This is a genomic window from Martinezella sp. CNPSo 3890, assembly GCF_057784455.1.
This window is the reverse complement of record NZ_JBXSOR010000001.1, coordinates 901687-917107: the sequence shown is the minus strand read 5'-3', so window position 1 is coordinate 917107 and position 15421 is coordinate 901687. Positions and strand designations below refer to the sequence as shown.

At 61.5% G+C, this 15421-nt stretch carries 13 protein-coding genes; 10 read left to right on the top strand and 3 right to left on the bottom strand.

Translation table 11 applies throughout. The features are described 5' to 3' along the window. Nucleotides 1-114: 114 nt before the first annotated feature. From AC13RC_RS04450 to AC13RC_RS04440, 3 genes are all read right to left on the bottom strand, one after another. Nucleotides 115-771 carry a TetR/AcrR family transcriptional regulator gene (locus AC13RC_RS04450; RefSeq protein WP_488556589.1) on the bottom strand — a complete coding sequence of 219 codons (657 nt, stop codon included), beginning with the start codon at nt 769-771 and terminating at the stop codon, nt 115-117. Between the two features lie 104 nt (nt 772-875). Then, complete coding sequence (locus tag AC13RC_RS04445; RefSeq protein WP_488556588.1) at nt 876-1493, bottom strand: GNAT family N-acetyltransferase; 618 nt, start codon at nt 1491-1493, stop codon at nt 876-878. Nucleotides 1494-1496: 3 nt separating this feature from the next. Further along, nucleotides 1497-3155, bottom strand: coding sequence for an acyl-CoA dehydrogenase family protein (locus AC13RC_RS04440; protein ID WP_488556587.1), 1659 nt, complete (start codon nt 3153-3155; stop codon nt 1497-1499). A gap of 185 nt (nt 3156-3340) precedes the next feature. Here AC13RC_RS04440 and AC13RC_RS04435 point away from each other — a divergent pair, with 185 nt between their 5' ends. From AC13RC_RS04435 to rpmG, 10 genes are all read left to right on the top strand, one after another. Then, nucleotides 3341-4297: an aspartate carbamoyltransferase catalytic subunit gene (locus AC13RC_RS04435; RefSeq protein ID WP_488556586.1), complete on the top strand. Its 957-nt coding sequence runs from the start codon at nt 3341-3343 to the stop codon at nt 4295-4297. Then, on the top strand, nt 4294-5583 hold the full coding sequence (locus AC13RC_RS04430; RefSeq protein WP_488556585.1) for a dihydroorotase: 1290 nt from the start codon (nt 4294-4296) through the stop codon (nt 5581-5583). Before AC13RC_RS04435 ends, AC13RC_RS04430 begins: the two co-directional genes overlap by 4 nt. A 34-nt stretch (nt 5584-5617) precedes the next feature. Next, nucleotides 5618-6235: a glycerol-3-phosphate 1-O-acyltransferase PlsY gene (plsY, locus tag AC13RC_RS04425; protein WP_113351560.1), complete on the top strand. Its 618-nt coding sequence runs from the start codon at nt 5618-5620 to the stop codon at nt 6233-6235. Then, entirely contained in the window at nt 6235-7383 is a 1149-nt protein-coding gene (dprA, locus tag AC13RC_RS04420) for a DNA-processing protein DprA (protein ID WP_488556584.1), read from the top strand. The genes plsY and dprA overlap by 1 nt, the downstream gene beginning before the upstream one ends. Before the next feature lie 279 nt (nt 7384-7662). Continuing rightward, the gene (gene topA / locus AC13RC_RS04415; RefSeq protein ID WP_488556752.1) at nt 7663-10335 is read left to right on the top strand and encodes a type I DNA topoisomerase; all 2673 of its coding nucleotides are present in this window, start codon (nt 7663-7665) and stop codon (nt 10333-10335) included. A 92-nt stretch (nt 10336-10427) separates the two neighbouring features. Further along, complete coding sequence (gene rnr / locus AC13RC_RS04410; protein WP_488556751.1) at nt 10428-12710, top strand: ribonuclease R; 2283 nt, start codon at nt 10428-10430, stop codon at nt 12708-12710. A 32-nt stretch (nt 12711-12742) separates the two neighbouring features. Then, a complete protein-coding gene (locus AC13RC_RS04405; RefSeq protein WP_488556583.1) occupies nt 12743-13198 on the top strand; it encodes a DUF983 domain-containing protein in 456 nt (151 codons plus the stop codon). A 35-nt stretch (nt 13199-13233) separates the two neighbouring features. Continuing rightward, nucleotides 13234-13512 (top strand): hypothetical protein, encoded by a 279-nt coding sequence (locus tag AC13RC_RS04400; RefSeq protein ID WP_113328959.1) that lies wholly within the window; start codon nt 13234-13236, stop codon nt 13510-13512. After that, on the top strand, nt 13505-14689 hold the full coding sequence (locus tag AC13RC_RS04395) for an MFS transporter (RefSeq protein WP_069614950.1): 1185 nt from the start codon (nt 13505-13507) through the stop codon (nt 14687-14689). The genes AC13RC_RS04400 and AC13RC_RS04395 overlap by 8 nt, the downstream gene beginning before the upstream one ends. 96 nt (nt 14690-14785) lie before the next feature. Beyond that, nucleotides 14786-14953: a 50S ribosomal protein L33 gene (rpmG, locus tag AC13RC_RS04390; RefSeq protein ID WP_003587245.1), complete on the top strand. Its 168-nt coding sequence runs from the start codon at nt 14786-14788 to the stop codon at nt 14951-14953. Nucleotides 14954-15421: the final 468 nt, after the last annotated feature.

Genomic DNA, 15421 nt, shown 5'->3' with positions numbered 1-15421 from the left:
GGTTAATTAATCGTTCTCCGACAGTGACGAGTTAACCGCTGCGGCGCAACGTAAACCATTTGTTAAGGTTAATGGCGAAGCGAGCCTGTGGATATCCCTGCCCGACGGCTGGCATCAGCCGTAAACGCCGCGCACGATCCGCTTCAAGGCCGTTGCCGCCTTCTCCCAATCCTTGCCGTTCTTCAAGACGAGGCCGGCGCATTGGTCGCTAACGGCCGCAGCCAGGACGATATGCTGGATGGCCGCAAAGATCATGGCATTGACGGCCTGAGCATCGACGCCCTTGGGAGGCACGAGAGAGCCGCGCATGCGCTCGATCCAGCCGGCGAGCGCCTTGGATCGAGCCTCGGACAGGCGGCGCACCTGCTCGCTATTCTCGGAGACTTCCCAGGCGACGATGCGGCGCATGAGGGGATCGGCGCGCAAAGCATCGAGAAACAGCATCGAAAGCCGCTCCATCAGATCGCCATAGGTCAAAAGGAACATGCCGCCGGTATCGTCCGGAATGCGATCGGTGACCCAGCTGCCGAGATCGGTGCCGATGGCCTCCACAAGGCCATTCAAGCCGCCGTAATAGCGGTAAATCAGCTGCTTGTCGCAGCCGGCACCGCGGGCCACCGCATTGATACCGAAATTCTGGAATCCCTCCTCCGCCAGCAGCCGCTTGGCGGCATCGAGGATTGCCTGCTCCGTCGCGGCGCGATTGCGCACACGCTTTTCAGGCATGGGCGCTTCCAGGGGGATTTTAACGGCAGCGTTTGCAGGGGACATCGACTCGACTCCAATCTGTCACCGAGCGGTGAATAGCAAGCCGGATCGCCTCGAACAATGAAGTCATCAGGGCTCTTGTCCGTCAAATCGCGCGAATCCACAGATTAGAGATCTTGACCAAACCATACTGTCGTTTCGGACGCCAGACTTGGAGGCAGTTCTACGGGAACAAAACCGCGCGACGACCAGAAGCGGATGCCGTTGTGATTGCTGCTATTGGCACCGAGATGAACGCCTTTAACGCCGCTCGCCCGGGCATTCGCCATCCAGCGATCCAGCAATGCTGTTCCGGTGCCTCCGCCCTGGGCGCGTGGGAGCAGGTTCATATGAATATGTGCGGGGAACCGTTCGATAAGGATCGCCGGCGCCTGTTTTGGATGATGGATCGCCGATATCCGTTTCTGATCCTCATTCCAAAGGGCTGGATCACCCTCTGGATCAGCATAAAGCCGCCGCAGATGCGGCCACCATTCGCGCTCCAGCCGCTGCCCAAAGGCGATCGTATCGAAGACGCCGGCGATATAGCCGAAAACACCCTCGCCATCCTCCGCAACGAAAACCAGCTCGGGATGAAGCTTGGCATAGGGCGCGGAATAGATGTGTCCGATCAGCCGGCCGTCGCGGTAGAGCGACGTCGCATCCTTGCCGGCATCGCCGGTCAGGAGCGAGATGGCGTAGAGCTGATCAATATCCTCGGGCCGAACGGTTCGAACGGAGACCATCGCTTATGTCGCCGGCGGATACAGCAGATCGACGATGTAGCTGGCATCGAAGCGGGAATCGAGCATTCCATAGGTGGTGCGCCAGCCACCGGCGAGACGAGTTTCGATGAAGGCATCGGCGATCTTGCCGGCTCCCAGGCGATAGAGCTCGGCGGCACCGGCGGCGAGCGCCATTTGCTCGACCAGCAGGCGGGCAGCACCCTCATCTTGCTCGCAAAGTGCCATGGCAGCGCGCAGGACGTCGATAGTCTTCTTGCCGGCCGGGCCGAGATCGCGGGCAAGGCCGGCAAAGACTGTTTCGAACAGGTCCCTGCCCCGGTTGAGTACGCGCAGTACGTCGAGCGCCATGACATTGCCGGAGCCTTCCCAGATCGCGTTAACAGGGGCTTCGCGGTAATGGCGGGCGATCGGGCGCTCCTCGATGTAGCCGCTACCGCCGATGCACTCCATGGCTTCGTAGATCAGCGCCGGCGCGATCTTGCAGCACCAGTATTTGGCAACCGGCGTCATGACGCGCGCATAGGCGGCATCTTCGCTGCTGCCGCTGGCCTTGTCGAAGGCCTCGGCCAGGCGGAAGGCGAGCGCGGTTGCGGCGGCGACATCGAGCGCCATATCGGCAAGCACGCGCGTCATGATCGGCTGGTTGACCAGCATCTTGCCGAAGACGCTGCGGCCGCGCGCATGATGCACGGCTTCGGCGAGCGAGGCACGCATGATACCTGCAGAGGCCAGAGCGCAATCGAGCCGCGTCAGCGTCACCATATCAAGGATCGTGCGGATGCCAGCATCGGGTGCGCCGAGCAGGAAGCCGAACGTGTCGGTGAACTCGACTTCGGAGGAAGCATTCGATCGGTTGCCGAGCTTGTCCTTCAGCCGCTGGAAATGCAGGCCGTTGGCCGAACCATCCTCGAGCAGCCGCGGCACCAGGAAGCAGCCCATGCCATCCTTGGTCTGTGCGAGCATGATGAAGGCATCGCTCATCGGCGCCGACATGAACCACTTGTGACCCGACAGCCTGTAGATGCCTTCGCTGACCTTGTCGGCACTCGTCTTGTTGGCGCGCACATCCGTGCCGCCCTGCTTTTCCGTCATGCCCATGCCGATGGTGACGGCGCTTTTCTGCATGGCGGGCTTGTTGGACGAATCGTACTTGCGCGACAGAATCTTCGGCGCCCAATCCTTCTGCACCGCCGGCGATGCCATCATGGCGGCGACCGAGGCGCTGGTCATCGTGAGAGGGCACAGATGACCGCATTCGAGCTGCGCCGTCAGATAGAAACGGGCGGCGCGCACCTTGTGCGAGTGACCCTTCGCCTCCGGATCGGCCTGCGCATCCCAGATCGAGGAATGCAGGCCCATTGCCATGGAGCGGCGCATCAGCGCATGCCAAGCCGGATGGAATTCCACGACATCGAGACGCTCGCCGCGCGGCCCATGGGTACGCAGTTGCGGCGTGCCCTGGTTTGCCATGCGCGCCAGTTCCTGCGCCTCGTGCGAGGTGACGAAACGACCGTGCTGCTCCAGCTCTTCCCGTATCGAACGCGGCAGGCCGGAGGTGAGATCGACGATCAGCGGATCGGAACGATAGGCATTGATGCCAGTCCAGAGGCTCGGCTGGTTCAGGTCGGCAAAGGGGTCGTCAGTCCGGGTCGGTTGGGTCATGAATCGCTTGTAGAGCAAGTGGGTTGCAAAGGGAAACTGGAAGTTACGTCTCCCACCGGCATAGCTCCTGTAGCGGGATTCGGGCGAAATTGCATGGGGAACAAACGGCCTCCATGCAGACCCCCGCTTGCCCCATCGGCGCTCCCTCTTTATAGACCGCCTGACGAAATCCAGAGGGCAGGTTCATGGTCTTCTTTCCCCACCGCCACCTCATCGGCATCAAGGGCCTCACCGAGCAGGATATTACCTATCTTCTCGACAAGGCTGACGAGGCGGTCAAGATCAGCCGCCAGCGCGAGAAAAAGACGTCGACGCTTCGCGGGTTGACGCAGATCAATCTCTTCTTCGAAGCATCGACGCGCACGCAATCCTCCTTCGAGCTTGCCGGCAAACGGCTCGGCGCCGATGTGATGAACATGTCAGTCGGCAATTCCTCGGTCAAAAAAGGCGAGACGCTGATCGATACGGCGATGACGCTGAATGCGATGCGACCCGATGTGCTTGTCATCCGCCATTCGAGCGCGGGTGCCGCAGCACTTCTGGCGCAGAAAGTCTCCTGCTCCGTCATCAACGCCGGCGACGGCCAGCATGAGCATCCGACCCAGGCCCTGCTCGACGCGCTGACGATCCGCCGCGCCAAAGGCAAGCTTTCGCGCATCATCGTGGCGATCTGCGGCGACGTGCTGCATTCGCGCGTTGCCCGCTCCAACATCCTGCTGCTCAACGCCATGGGTGCGCGCGTCCGCGTCGTCGCACCCGCCACGCTGCTGCCGGCAGGCATCGCCGACATGGGCGTGGAAGTCTTCCACTCGATGAAAGAGGGGCTGAAGGATGCTGACGTCGTCATGATGCTGCGGCTGCAGCGCGAACGCATGTCGGGCGCCTTCGTGCCTTCGGTGCGCGAATATTATCACTTCTACGGCCTCGACGCCGAGACGCTCAAGGCCGCCAAGGAGGATGCGCTCGTGATGCATCCAGGCCCGATGAACCGCGGGGTGGAAATCGCCTCCGAAGTGGCCGACGGCCCGCAAAGCGTCATTGCCGAACAGGTGGAGATGGGCGTCGCCGTCCGCATGGCCGTGATGGAGACCCTGCTCGTTTCGCAGAACCAGGGACCCCGCACTGAGGGAGTGGGCGCATGAGCAACTCGATCGTCCTCCAGAACGTCCGCATCATCGACCCCTCGCGCGATCTCGATGAGGTCGGTACGATCGTCGTCGAAGACGGCGTGATCGTTGCCTCAGGCAAGGATGCGAAGAACCACGGCATTCCCAAAGGCGCGACCGTTCGCGATTGCAATGGGCTTGTCGCCATCCCCGGCCTGGTGGACGCGCGCGTGCATGTCGGCGAACCCGGCGGCGAGCATCGCGAAACCATCGCTTCTGCCAGCCGCGCAGCAGCCGCAGGCGGCGTCACCTCCTTCATCATGATGCCGGACACGGATCCGGTCATCGACGATATCGCGCTGGTCGAGTTCGTCAGGAAGACCGCGCGCGATACCGCCGTCGTCAACGTCTATCCGGCCGCCGCCCTCACCAAGGGGCTGGCCGGCGAGGAGATGACGGAAATCGGCCTGCTGCGGGAAGCCGGTGCCGTCGTGTTCACCGATGCCCATTCCAGTGTCCACGACAGTCAGGTCCTGCGTCGCATCATGACTTATGCGCGCGAATTCGGCGCTGTCATTTCCTGCGAGACGCGCGATAAGTATCTCGGCGCCAACGGCGTCATGCATGAGGGCCTGCTGGCAAGCTGGCTCGGGCTCTCGGGCATCCCGAAAGAAGCTGAACTGATCCCGCTGGAGCGCGACCTTCGCATCGCGACGCTGACGCGCAGCCATTACCATGCCGCGATGATTTCGGTGCCGGAATCGGCAGAGGCCATCCGCCTCGCCCGCTCGCGCGGCGCGAAAGTGACCTGCGGCATCTCGATCAACAATCTCGCGCTCAATGAGAACGACATCGGCGAATACCGCACCTTCTTCAAGCTCTATCCGCCGCTGCACTCCGAGGATGACCGCACGGGCATGATCGAGGCGTTGGCGGACGGCACGATCGACATCATCGTCTCCTCGCATGATCCGCAGGATGTCGATACCAAACGTCTGCCGTTCGGCGAGGCTGAAGACGGTGCCGTCGGGCTCGAAACGCTGCTTCCGGCAGCACTCCGGCTCTATCACAGCGGCCAAGTCGGCCTGATGCGCCTTGTCGACGCGCTCTCGACGCGGCCGGCGCAGATCTTCGGGCTTCCCGCCGGCACACTGAAGCCCGGCGCTAAAGCAGATATCGCTCTCGTCGATCTCGACGAGCCTTGGCTTGTCGCAAAAGACATGCTTTTGTCGCGCTCGAAGAATACGCCCTTCGAGGATGCGAGAATGAGCGGCCGGGCGGTTGCAACCTATGTCGCCGGTAAGCTGGTTCACAGTCTCTGAGGCAAGCGCCAGGGTTTACGGAGAATAAGACGCGATGGCTGATTTCTGGACTTGGCAGCTTACCTTGCAGACCGCGCTTGCCGCCCTCGTCATCGGCTATCTGCTCGGCTCCATCCCCTTCGGCCTGTTGCTGACCCGTATGGCCGGTCTTGGCGATGTGCGCAATATTGGTTCGGGCAACATCGGCGCAACCAATGTGCTGCGCACCGGCAATAAGGGCCTTGCGGCCGCAACCCTGCTACTCGATGCCTTCAAAGGTACGGCCGCCGTCCTGATCGCCGTGCATTTCTTCGGCGAGGATGCCGGCGTGCTGGCCGGCTTCGCCGCCTTCATCGGCCACATCTTCCCGGTCTGGATCGGCTTCAAGGGCGGCAAGGGTGTCGCCACCTATCTCGGCATCTTGCTCGGCCTCGCGCCGCTGATGGCTTTGATTTTCGCCATCGTCTGGCTGGCGATCGCCTTTACCACGCGCTATTCCTCACTTTCCGCACTGGTTGCAACTCTTGTCATCCCGGTTGTATTGTGGATATTGGGCGTCGACAAGATCGCCGCTGTCATGGCGCTGATGACCGTCATCTCCTGGTATAAGCATAGGGCAAATATTGCCCGGCTGACTGCGGGAACGGAAGGCAAGATCGGAGCAAAGGGATAATGGACACAGGCAGCGCAAGACGGACGGGAGTTGCGCTGACCGAAAAACAGAGGATCGCCTGGCTCAGGCTCTTCCGCTCCGACAATGTCGGTCCCTCCACCTTCCGCGATCTCATCAATCACTATGGTTCGGCCGAAGCGGCTCTGGCCGCTCTGCCGGAGCTTTCGCAGCGTGGCGGCTCGACGCGCGCGATCCGCATCGCCGACGAGCGGGATGCATTGCGAGAACTGGAAGCAGCGCATCGTTTCGGAGCGCGCTTCGTTGGCATCGGTGAACCGGACTATCCCCCTGCCCTTCGCGAGATCGATGGCGCTCCACCGCTGCTGGCCGTCAAAGGCAATGTGTCGACAGCGACGCGCCCGGCCATCGGCATGGTCGGCTCGCGAAATGCATCGATCAGCGGTGTCAAATTCACGGCCATGATCGCACGCATCTGTGGCGAGGCCGGCTATGCCGTGGTCTCGGGCCTGGCGCGCGGCATCGATACGGCCGCCCATCGCGCAAGCCTCCCAACCGGCACGATCGCCGCTATGGCAGGCGGGCTGGACCAGCCTTATCCACCCGAGAATATCGGCCTGCTCAACGATATCTGGGATGGTAACGGGCTTGCCGTGAGCGAGATGCCGTTCGGCTGGGAGCCTCGGGCGCGCGATTTTCCGCGCCGCAATCGACTTATCGCAGGCATATCGCTCGGTGTCGTAGTCGTCGAGGCGGCAACGCGATCCGGCTCGCTGATAACAGCGCGTCTTGCCGGAGAATTCGGCAGGCTTGTCTTCGCAGTTCCCGGCTCGCCGCTCGATCCGCGCTGCGAAGGGACGAACGGCCTGCTGAAAGACGGCGCGATGATCGTCACGTCGCCGGATGATGTTGTCGAAGCGTTGCGGCCGCTCGCTGAGCCGGACCTCTTTCGCCCGCGCCCGGCCGAAGCACCCGCCGAACGGAGCAAACCGCTCTCCGCGCCGCCCGATGATGCCGAGCGCGACCATATCGTCGAGGCGCTGGGGCCGACACCGGTCGAGATCGACGATATCGTCCGCCACACCGGCTTATCGATATCTGCCGTTCACTCCGTTCTTCTCGAACTCGACATGGCTGGTCGGCTGCACCGGCACCCCGGCGGACTTGTGTCGATCTCCATGCTGGATTGAAAACTGTGACGGGCATACCGATTCTAAGCATGGCATCGTCTCGCCAAGCACAAAAACCGCATACAACGCCGCGCGTCACATATGACGCGCAAAGGGCGCTGTAACACGTTAAAGGTGCTGCATAATTTTGTCCTTCAATCGATCTCCGATTTAAGGAATTATGCAATAGCCTCTTGACCGCGACGATTTCCCTGTCCATGTCGGAAGGCCGGGAAGACGGAAAAACCCGGTATCTCCCGCGTCTTATACCGGCGCGACCTCGTATTCAGAGACTTGATGATGAACGTTGTAGTGGTGGAATCGCCTGCCAAGGCCAAGACAATCAATAAATATCTGGGACCCGGATATAAGGTTCTTGCATCCTTCGGCCATGTGCGTGACTTGCCCGCTAAAGACGGCTCGGTGCTGCCGGACCAGGATTTCGAAATGCTGTGGGAAGTCGATGGTGCCTCGCAAAAGCGCATCAAGGACATCGCCGATGCGCTGAAAACCTCCGACGGCCTGATTCTCGCGACCGACCCGGATCGCGAGGGCGAAGCCATTTCCTGGCATGTGCTCGACGTGCTGAACAAGAAGCGCGTCATCAACGGCAAGCCGGTGAAGCGCGTCGTCTTTAACGCCATCACGAAGAAGGCCGTTCTCGACGCCATGGCCGAGCCACGCGACATCGACGTGCCGCTGGTAGATGCCTATCTCGCCCGCCGTGCCCTCGACTATCTCGTCGGCTTCAATCTATCTCCGGTCCTGTGGCGCAAGTTGCCCGGCGCCCGTTCGGCCGGCCGCGTGCAGTCGGTGGCCCTTCGCCTCGTCTGCGATCGCGAGTCGGAGATCGAACGCTTCATCTCGGAAGAATACTGGAACCTCTCAGCGATCCTGAAGACGCCACGCGGCGACGAGTTCGAAGCGCGTCTGGTCTCCGCTGACGGCAAGCGCCTGCAGCCGCGCGCGATCGGCAACGGCGAAGAGGCCGGCAAGCTAAAGGCCCTGCTCGAAGGCGCCTCCTATATCGTCGACACCGTCGAAGCGAAGCCGGTCAAGCGCAACCCCAGCCCGCCATTCACCACTTCGACGCTGCAGCAGGCCGCCTCCTCGAAGCTCGGCTTCTCGGCCTCGCGCACCATGCAGGTGGCGCAAAAGCTCTATGAGGGCGTCGATATCGGCGGAGAGACCGTCGGTCTCATCACCTATATGCGTACCGACGGCGTGCAGATGGCGCCGGAAGCGATCGATGCGGCACGCCGCGCCATCGCCAACCAGTTCGGTGACCGTTACCTGCCGGAAAAGGCGCGTTTCTATTCCACCAAAGCAAAGAATGCCCAGGAAGCGCATGAAGCGATCCGCCCGACCGATTTCGACCGCGTGCCGGATCGCATCCGCAAATTCCTCGATGACGACCAGCTGAAGCTCTACGACCTGATCTGGAAGCGCGGCATCGCCAGCCAGATGGCTTCGGCCGAAATCGAGCGCACGACCGTCGAGATCCTGGCCGATAACGCCGGCAAGAAGGCCGGCCTGCGCGCTGTCGGCTCCGTCATCCGTTTCGACGGCTTTATCGCCGCCTATACCGACCAGAAAGAAGATGGCGAGCAGAGCGACGACGGCGAAGAAGGCGGTCGTCTGCCCGAAATCAATGCCCGCGAGAACCTCGCCAAGCAGAAGATCAACTCGACCCAGCATTTCACCGAACCGCCGCCGCGCTATTCGGAAGCATCGCTGATCAAGAAGATGGAAGAGCTCGGCATCGGCCGTCCCTCCACCTATGCGGCAACGCTCGCAACTCTGCGCGACCGCGATTACGTGACCATCGACAAGCGCAAGCTGGTGCCACAGGCTAAGGGACGGCTGGTGACGGCTTTCCTCGAAAGCTTCTTCACCAAGTATGTGGAGTATGATTTCACGGCCGATCTCGAAGAGAAGCTCGACCGCATCTCCGCTGGCGAGCTGAACTGGAAGGACGTGCTGCGCGACTTCTGGCGTGATTTCTTTGCCCAGATCGAGGACACCAAGGAACTCCGCGTCACCAATGTGCTCGATGCGCTGAACGATGCGCTGGCACCGCTCGTCTTCCCGAAGCGGGAGGATGGCAGCGATCCGCGCATTTGCCAGGTGTGTGGCACGGGCAACCTGTCACTGAAACTCGGCAAATACGGCGCCTTCGTCGGCTGCTCGAACTATCCGGAATGCAATTATACCCGCCAGCTTTCGTCGGAAGGCGGCGCGGAAGCCGAATCCAACGGACTAAACGAGCCGAAGGCGCTCGGCGCCGATCCGGTAACGGGCGAAGAGCTGACGCTGCGTTCAGGCCGCTTCGGTCCTTATATCCAGCGCGGCGACGGCAAGGACGCCAAGCGTGCCTCCCTGCCGCGCGGCTGGAAGCCCGAGGATATCGATTATGAGAAGGCGATGGCGCTGATCTCGCTGCCACGCGATATCGGCAAGCATCCGGAAACCGGCAAGATGATCTCTTCCGGCATCGGGCGCTACGGGCCTTTCCTGCTGCATGACGGCAGCTATGCCAACCTCGAAAGCGTCGAGGACGTCTTCACCGTCGGTCTCAACCGCGCGGTGACGCTGATTGCCGAAAAGCAGAGCAAGGCAGCTGGCGGCAAGGCACGCGGCGGCACACCGGCAGCACTGAAGGAACTGGGCGAGCATCCGGATGGCGGCGGCGCGATCACGGTTCGCGACGGCAAGTATGGTCCCTATGTCAACTGGGGCAAGGTCAATGCTACCCTGCCGAAGGGCACCGATCCGCAGGCGATCACCGTCGAGGAAGCCCTGGCGTTGATCGCCGCGAAGGCCGGCAAGAGCGGCGGCACCACCAAGAAGGCGCCGGCCAAGGCAAAGACAGCGGCGGCTGGCGCAAAAGCGACGAAAACGACCGCCAAGCCGAAGGCTGCTGCAAAGAAGCCTGCGGCCAAGACGGCAGCGAAAAAGAAGAGTGCAGAGTGAGCAGAGAACCGCGCGGCAAGATTTCATCGTCGGAGCGACGCCCCGGCAAGTCTGGTCGCGCGACTAAGCGGGGCGAGAGTGCAGAGCCCATGATGGCCATCATGCACGGCGTTCTGCCGCCGCGCGAGGTCATCCTGCGCTTCATCGCTGATCATCCGCAGCAGGCGTCCAAGCGCGAGCTTGCCAAAGCCTTCGGCCTGAAGGGTGAGAGCCGCGTCGCGCTGAAGGACCTTTTGCGCGAGCTCGAAGAAGAAGGCATGGTGCAGAAGAGCCGCAAGTCGCTCATCCGACCCGGCGCGCTGCCGCCGATTGCCGTGCTCGATATCACCACCCGCGACAAGGATGGCATGCTGATCGGCCGGCCGGCCGAATGGGCTGAGGAAAACGGCGTCGCACCCGCCGTGTTGATCAAGCAGTCTTCCTCGCCGGCTGGCCGCAACGGCAAGGGCAAGGCGCCGGTCGCCGGCATGGGTGACCGCATCCTCGCGAAGATCTTCTCGGCCGTAGATCGCGGCGGCCCGGCCTACACCGCCCGCATCATCAAGGTCATCGACAAACGACAGGGCGCCTCCATGGGTGTCTTCCGCGAAACGCCTGGCGGCGGCGGCCGCCTGATGCCGATCGAACGGCGCGGCGAGGAGATGGTGATCGATCCGGATTATACCGGCGGCGCCAAAAACGGCGACCTGGTCGAAGTCGAAGTGGCGCGTCTCGGCCGCTTCGGCCTGCAGCGCGCCAAGGTTCTGTCGGTCATCGGCTCCGTCGCCTCGGAAAAGGCGATTTCCATGATCGCCATTCACGCGCATGGAATACCACATGTCTTCCCCCCCGCCGTGATCGCGGAGGCCGATGCCGCAAAGCCGGCCACCATGTCCCATCGCGAGGATTGGCGCAGCCTGCCGCTGATAACAATCGACCCAGCCGACGCCAAGGACCATGACGACGCCGTTTATGCCGAAATGGACCCATCGCCCGACAATCCGGACGGCGTGATCGTCACCGTCGCCATCGCCGACGTCTCCTGGTATGTGCGTCCGAACTCGCCGCTCGACCGCGAGGCGCTGAAGCGGGGCAATTCGGTCTATTTCCCCGATCGCGTCGTGCCGATGCTGCCCGAGCGCATCTCCAATGATCTTTGCTCGCTCAAGGAAGGCGTCGACCGCCCTGCCCTCGCGGTTCGAATGATCTTCTCCAAGGAAGGCCGCAAGGCGGGCCATACCTTCCATCGCATCATGATGAAGAGCGCGGCCAAGCTTTCCTATCAACAGGCGCAGGCGGCGATCGACGGCAAGCCCGACGACAAGACCGGACCGATGCTGGAGCCGATCCTAAAACCGCTCTGGCACGCCTATGAGATTCTGAAAAAGGGCCGCGACCGGCGCCAGCCGCTCGAGCTCGACATGCCCGAGCGCAAGATCCTGCTGAAGCCTGATGGTACCGTCGACCGTGTCTTCGTGCCGCCGCGTCTCGACGCGCACAAGCTCATTGAAGAAATGATGATCCAGGCGAACGTCGCCGCTGCCGAGACGCTGGAAAAGCGGAAGCAGGTGCTGATCTATCGTATCCACGATGGCCCGACGCTCGCCAAGCAGGAAGTGCTGCGCGAATTCCTGGCGACGCTCGGTATTTCGCTTGCCAAGGGCGGCAATGTACGCGCCAACAGCTTCAACGGCATTCTGGCGAAAGCCGAGGGCACGGCGCATCAGACCATGGTCAATGAGATGGTATTGCGCTCGCAGAGCCAGGCGATCTACAGCCCCGACAATATCGGGCATTTCGGCCTGAACCTGATGAAATATGCCCACTTCACCTCGCCCATCCGTCGCTATGCCGACTTGATCGTGCATCGCGCGCTGGTGGGCTCGCTGGGCCTCGGCGAAGGTGCGATCACGCCGGACGAAGAAGCCTCGCTCGACGATATCGCCGCCGAAATCTCGACCTTCGAACGCCGTGCTATGGCTGCCGAGCGCGAAACTGTGGACCGGCTCATCGCCCATCATTTGGCCGGCAAGGTCGGTGCGGAATTCGAGGCGCGGGTCGGCGGTGTCACCAAGTCGGGACTTTTTGTCACCCTGCCGGAGTATGGCGCCGACGGTTTCATCCCTATATCTACGCTCGGCACCGATTACTTCATTTATGACGAGGCGCATCAGGCGCTGACGGGTGAAAGGACGGGGCTCGGCTATCGTCTCGGCGACGATGTCACGGTGAGACTGGCGGAAGCCGTACCGCTTGCCGGAGCCCTGCGCTTCGAAATGCTGAGCGACGGCAAGCCTATGCCGACGGCGGTGCGCTCCTTCCACAAGGCGACCCGCCGCAACAAGAGCCAGGCCCGCAAGGCGCCAGGCACGAGACCGCCGCGCGGCCGTAGATAAAAGGTGGCTGCCGGCACGGAGGAAGCGTATTCATGACGGGCAGCCCATCCGACTCTCCCATCCGCTTCGGCGGTTCAGACGAGAGCGAACGTCCCCGCGGGCGGTCGATTTTACGCGGCATGCTGAACCGCTGCCCCCGCTGCGGCACGGGCAGGCTCTTCCGTGCTTTTCTAAAGCCTGTCGACCGCTGCGCGGTCTGTGATGAAGATATCTCTCACCAGCGCGCCGATGACCTGCCGCCCTATCTGGTGATCCTCGTTCTCGGCCACCTCATCGTCGGCGGCTACATGCTGACTGATATGACCTTCAAGCTGCCGCTCTGGGCGCATCTCGCCATCTGGGCGCCGATCACCATTATCGCGGCGTTTGCCATCATCCAGCCGATTAAGGGTGGCGTCATCGGCCTGCAATGGGCGCTGCGCATGCATGGCTTCGGCGGCCATGATGACAGCCCGGAGGAATGGGATCAGGGGAACGATCGTTCGTGACGATAGGTGCCCGCCCCCGCAGCCGGCCAGCGCTCATGGCCGAAGTTGTCTTGCCACATCGCACTCTTCTATCGGGAATCGTCGTCGATTCGACCAATATTCGCCATTCGCGCGAGCTCGTTAATCAGCAACGGCTTGACATCGGCAACATTTCTTGTCTGAACATGCCCCGCGTCAAGGGGACCATTCCGGAGGGTTTGACCGATCTCATGAAAGCCGACCCGTCACCTGAATTTGGCCGAGCCGTGCCTTTCTATGTTCCGCGTCCGGATCGATTCGACCGTCTCATGCTCCAGGAATCAGTTTATGCTTGAACCGACGAACGACAAGGCCGGCCATGTCGAAGAAATTCACTGGCCTTCGCTCGTCGCAGCCATAGCGTCCGTATCCGCCGTCGGCATCGCCATCGGCCTTGGCCTGCCGCTTCTGAGCATCATTCTCGAAAAACGCGGCGTTCCCTCAAGCCTGATCGGGCTCAATACTGCGATGATGGGCGTCGCTTCTATGCTGGCAGCGGTCGTCACGACCAAGCTCGCGCACCGCTTCGGCGTCGTGCAAACGATGATCTGGGCCGTCTTCCTGTCGGCACTGAGCTCGCTCGGCTTCTATTATGCGGAAAATCTGCTGCTGTGGTTTCCGCTGCGCATCGTCTTTCATGGGGCGACGACGACGCTGTTCATCCTGTCGGAGTTCTGGATCAATGCCGCTTCGCCGCCTTCGAAGCGCGGCTTCGTGCTCGGGCTTTACTCCACCGTGTTCTCGCTCGGTTTTGCGGCCGGCCCCCTGCTCTTTTCCGTTGTCGGCAGCGAAGGCTTGATGCCCTTCATCATCGGCGCCTGCATCATTCTGGCTGCTGCCATCCCGATCTTCATCGCCCGCAACGAGAGCCCGATCGTCGACGAGAAGCCGGAGCTGCACTTCGTCCGCTACATCTTCCTGGTGCCAACGGCGACAGCCGCAGTCTTCGTGTTCGGCGCGGTCACCGTCGGCGGCGGCTCGCTCTTCACCAGCTATGCGACACGTCTCGGCTTCAACGAATCACAGGCCGCACTGCTGCTGACCGTCATGGGCGTCGGCAATTTCGTCTTCCAGATTCCACTCGGCCTGCTTGCCGACCGCATGCGCGACAAGCGGCCATTGCTGTCGATCATGGCCACGATCGGGCTTGTCGGAGCGCTTCTGCTGCCCTCCCTGGCATCGAACTGGATCATTCTCGCGATCATCCTGCTCTTCTGGGGAGGCTGCGTTTCCGGCATGTATACGGTCGGGCTCAGCCATCTGGGCACGCGGCTGACCGGCGTCGATCTGGTGGCGGCCAACGCGGCCTTCGTCTTCTGTTACGCCGTCGGCATGGTTCTAGGGCCGCCGACGATCGGTACCGCCATGGATCTCGCCAATCCGAGCGGCTTTGCCTGGGCTGTGGCCTTTTTCTTCGGCCTTTATGTCCTGCTTTCGGGGATACGCCTGCTTTTCATGGGCAACAGAGGTTGACTTTTCGGGCGCGATTTGTATTTTCGCGCCAGAATTCGCCGTGGACCTCCGCACTGGCCGTCCACGGCGTTCATTTTTATTAAAGGCAGGACGACCATGGCCAAGGCTACCACCATCAAGATCAAGCTGCTGTCGACGGCCGACACCGGTTTCTTCTACGTCACGACGAAGAACAGCCGTACGATGACGGACAAGATGACGAAGACGAAGTACGACCCGATTGCTAAGAAGCATGTCGAGTTCAAGGAAACGAAGATCAAGTAAGTTTCCTAAACTTTAGGTTACAAAAAGGTGCTAAACCTTCGGGTTGGCGCCTTTTTTTGTTTTGGCGGTATCGTCTCGATCGTTGTCCGATTTTGCGACGTCAGTTAGAAAGCTCCCGCGTGGAGCAATGGCCTGCCGTGTCGGCAGAAAAGAAAAACGCCGCCTTCGACGAACGAAGAGCGGCGTTTTAAAATTGGGGGCCGGCTAGCCTGCAAAACGGCACGAGGAACCGTTATCTTTCTGCCTGCCAGCCGACCGACCCCACGACCCAGGAGATGCGGCGGACCTGAGCATCATGGGGTATCTCGGAACCCTTGCGGGTTGTCCATGTACGAGACTAAATTCGCGCGAAACCGAAAGAAAATCAACAAATTCTTAATGATAAAAAATGCCTGTCTGCTCGGATGGTTAAAATTCATGACTTTGGTGGAAAGGAATGTCCGATAGTCTTAGCGAAATTAACTCAAG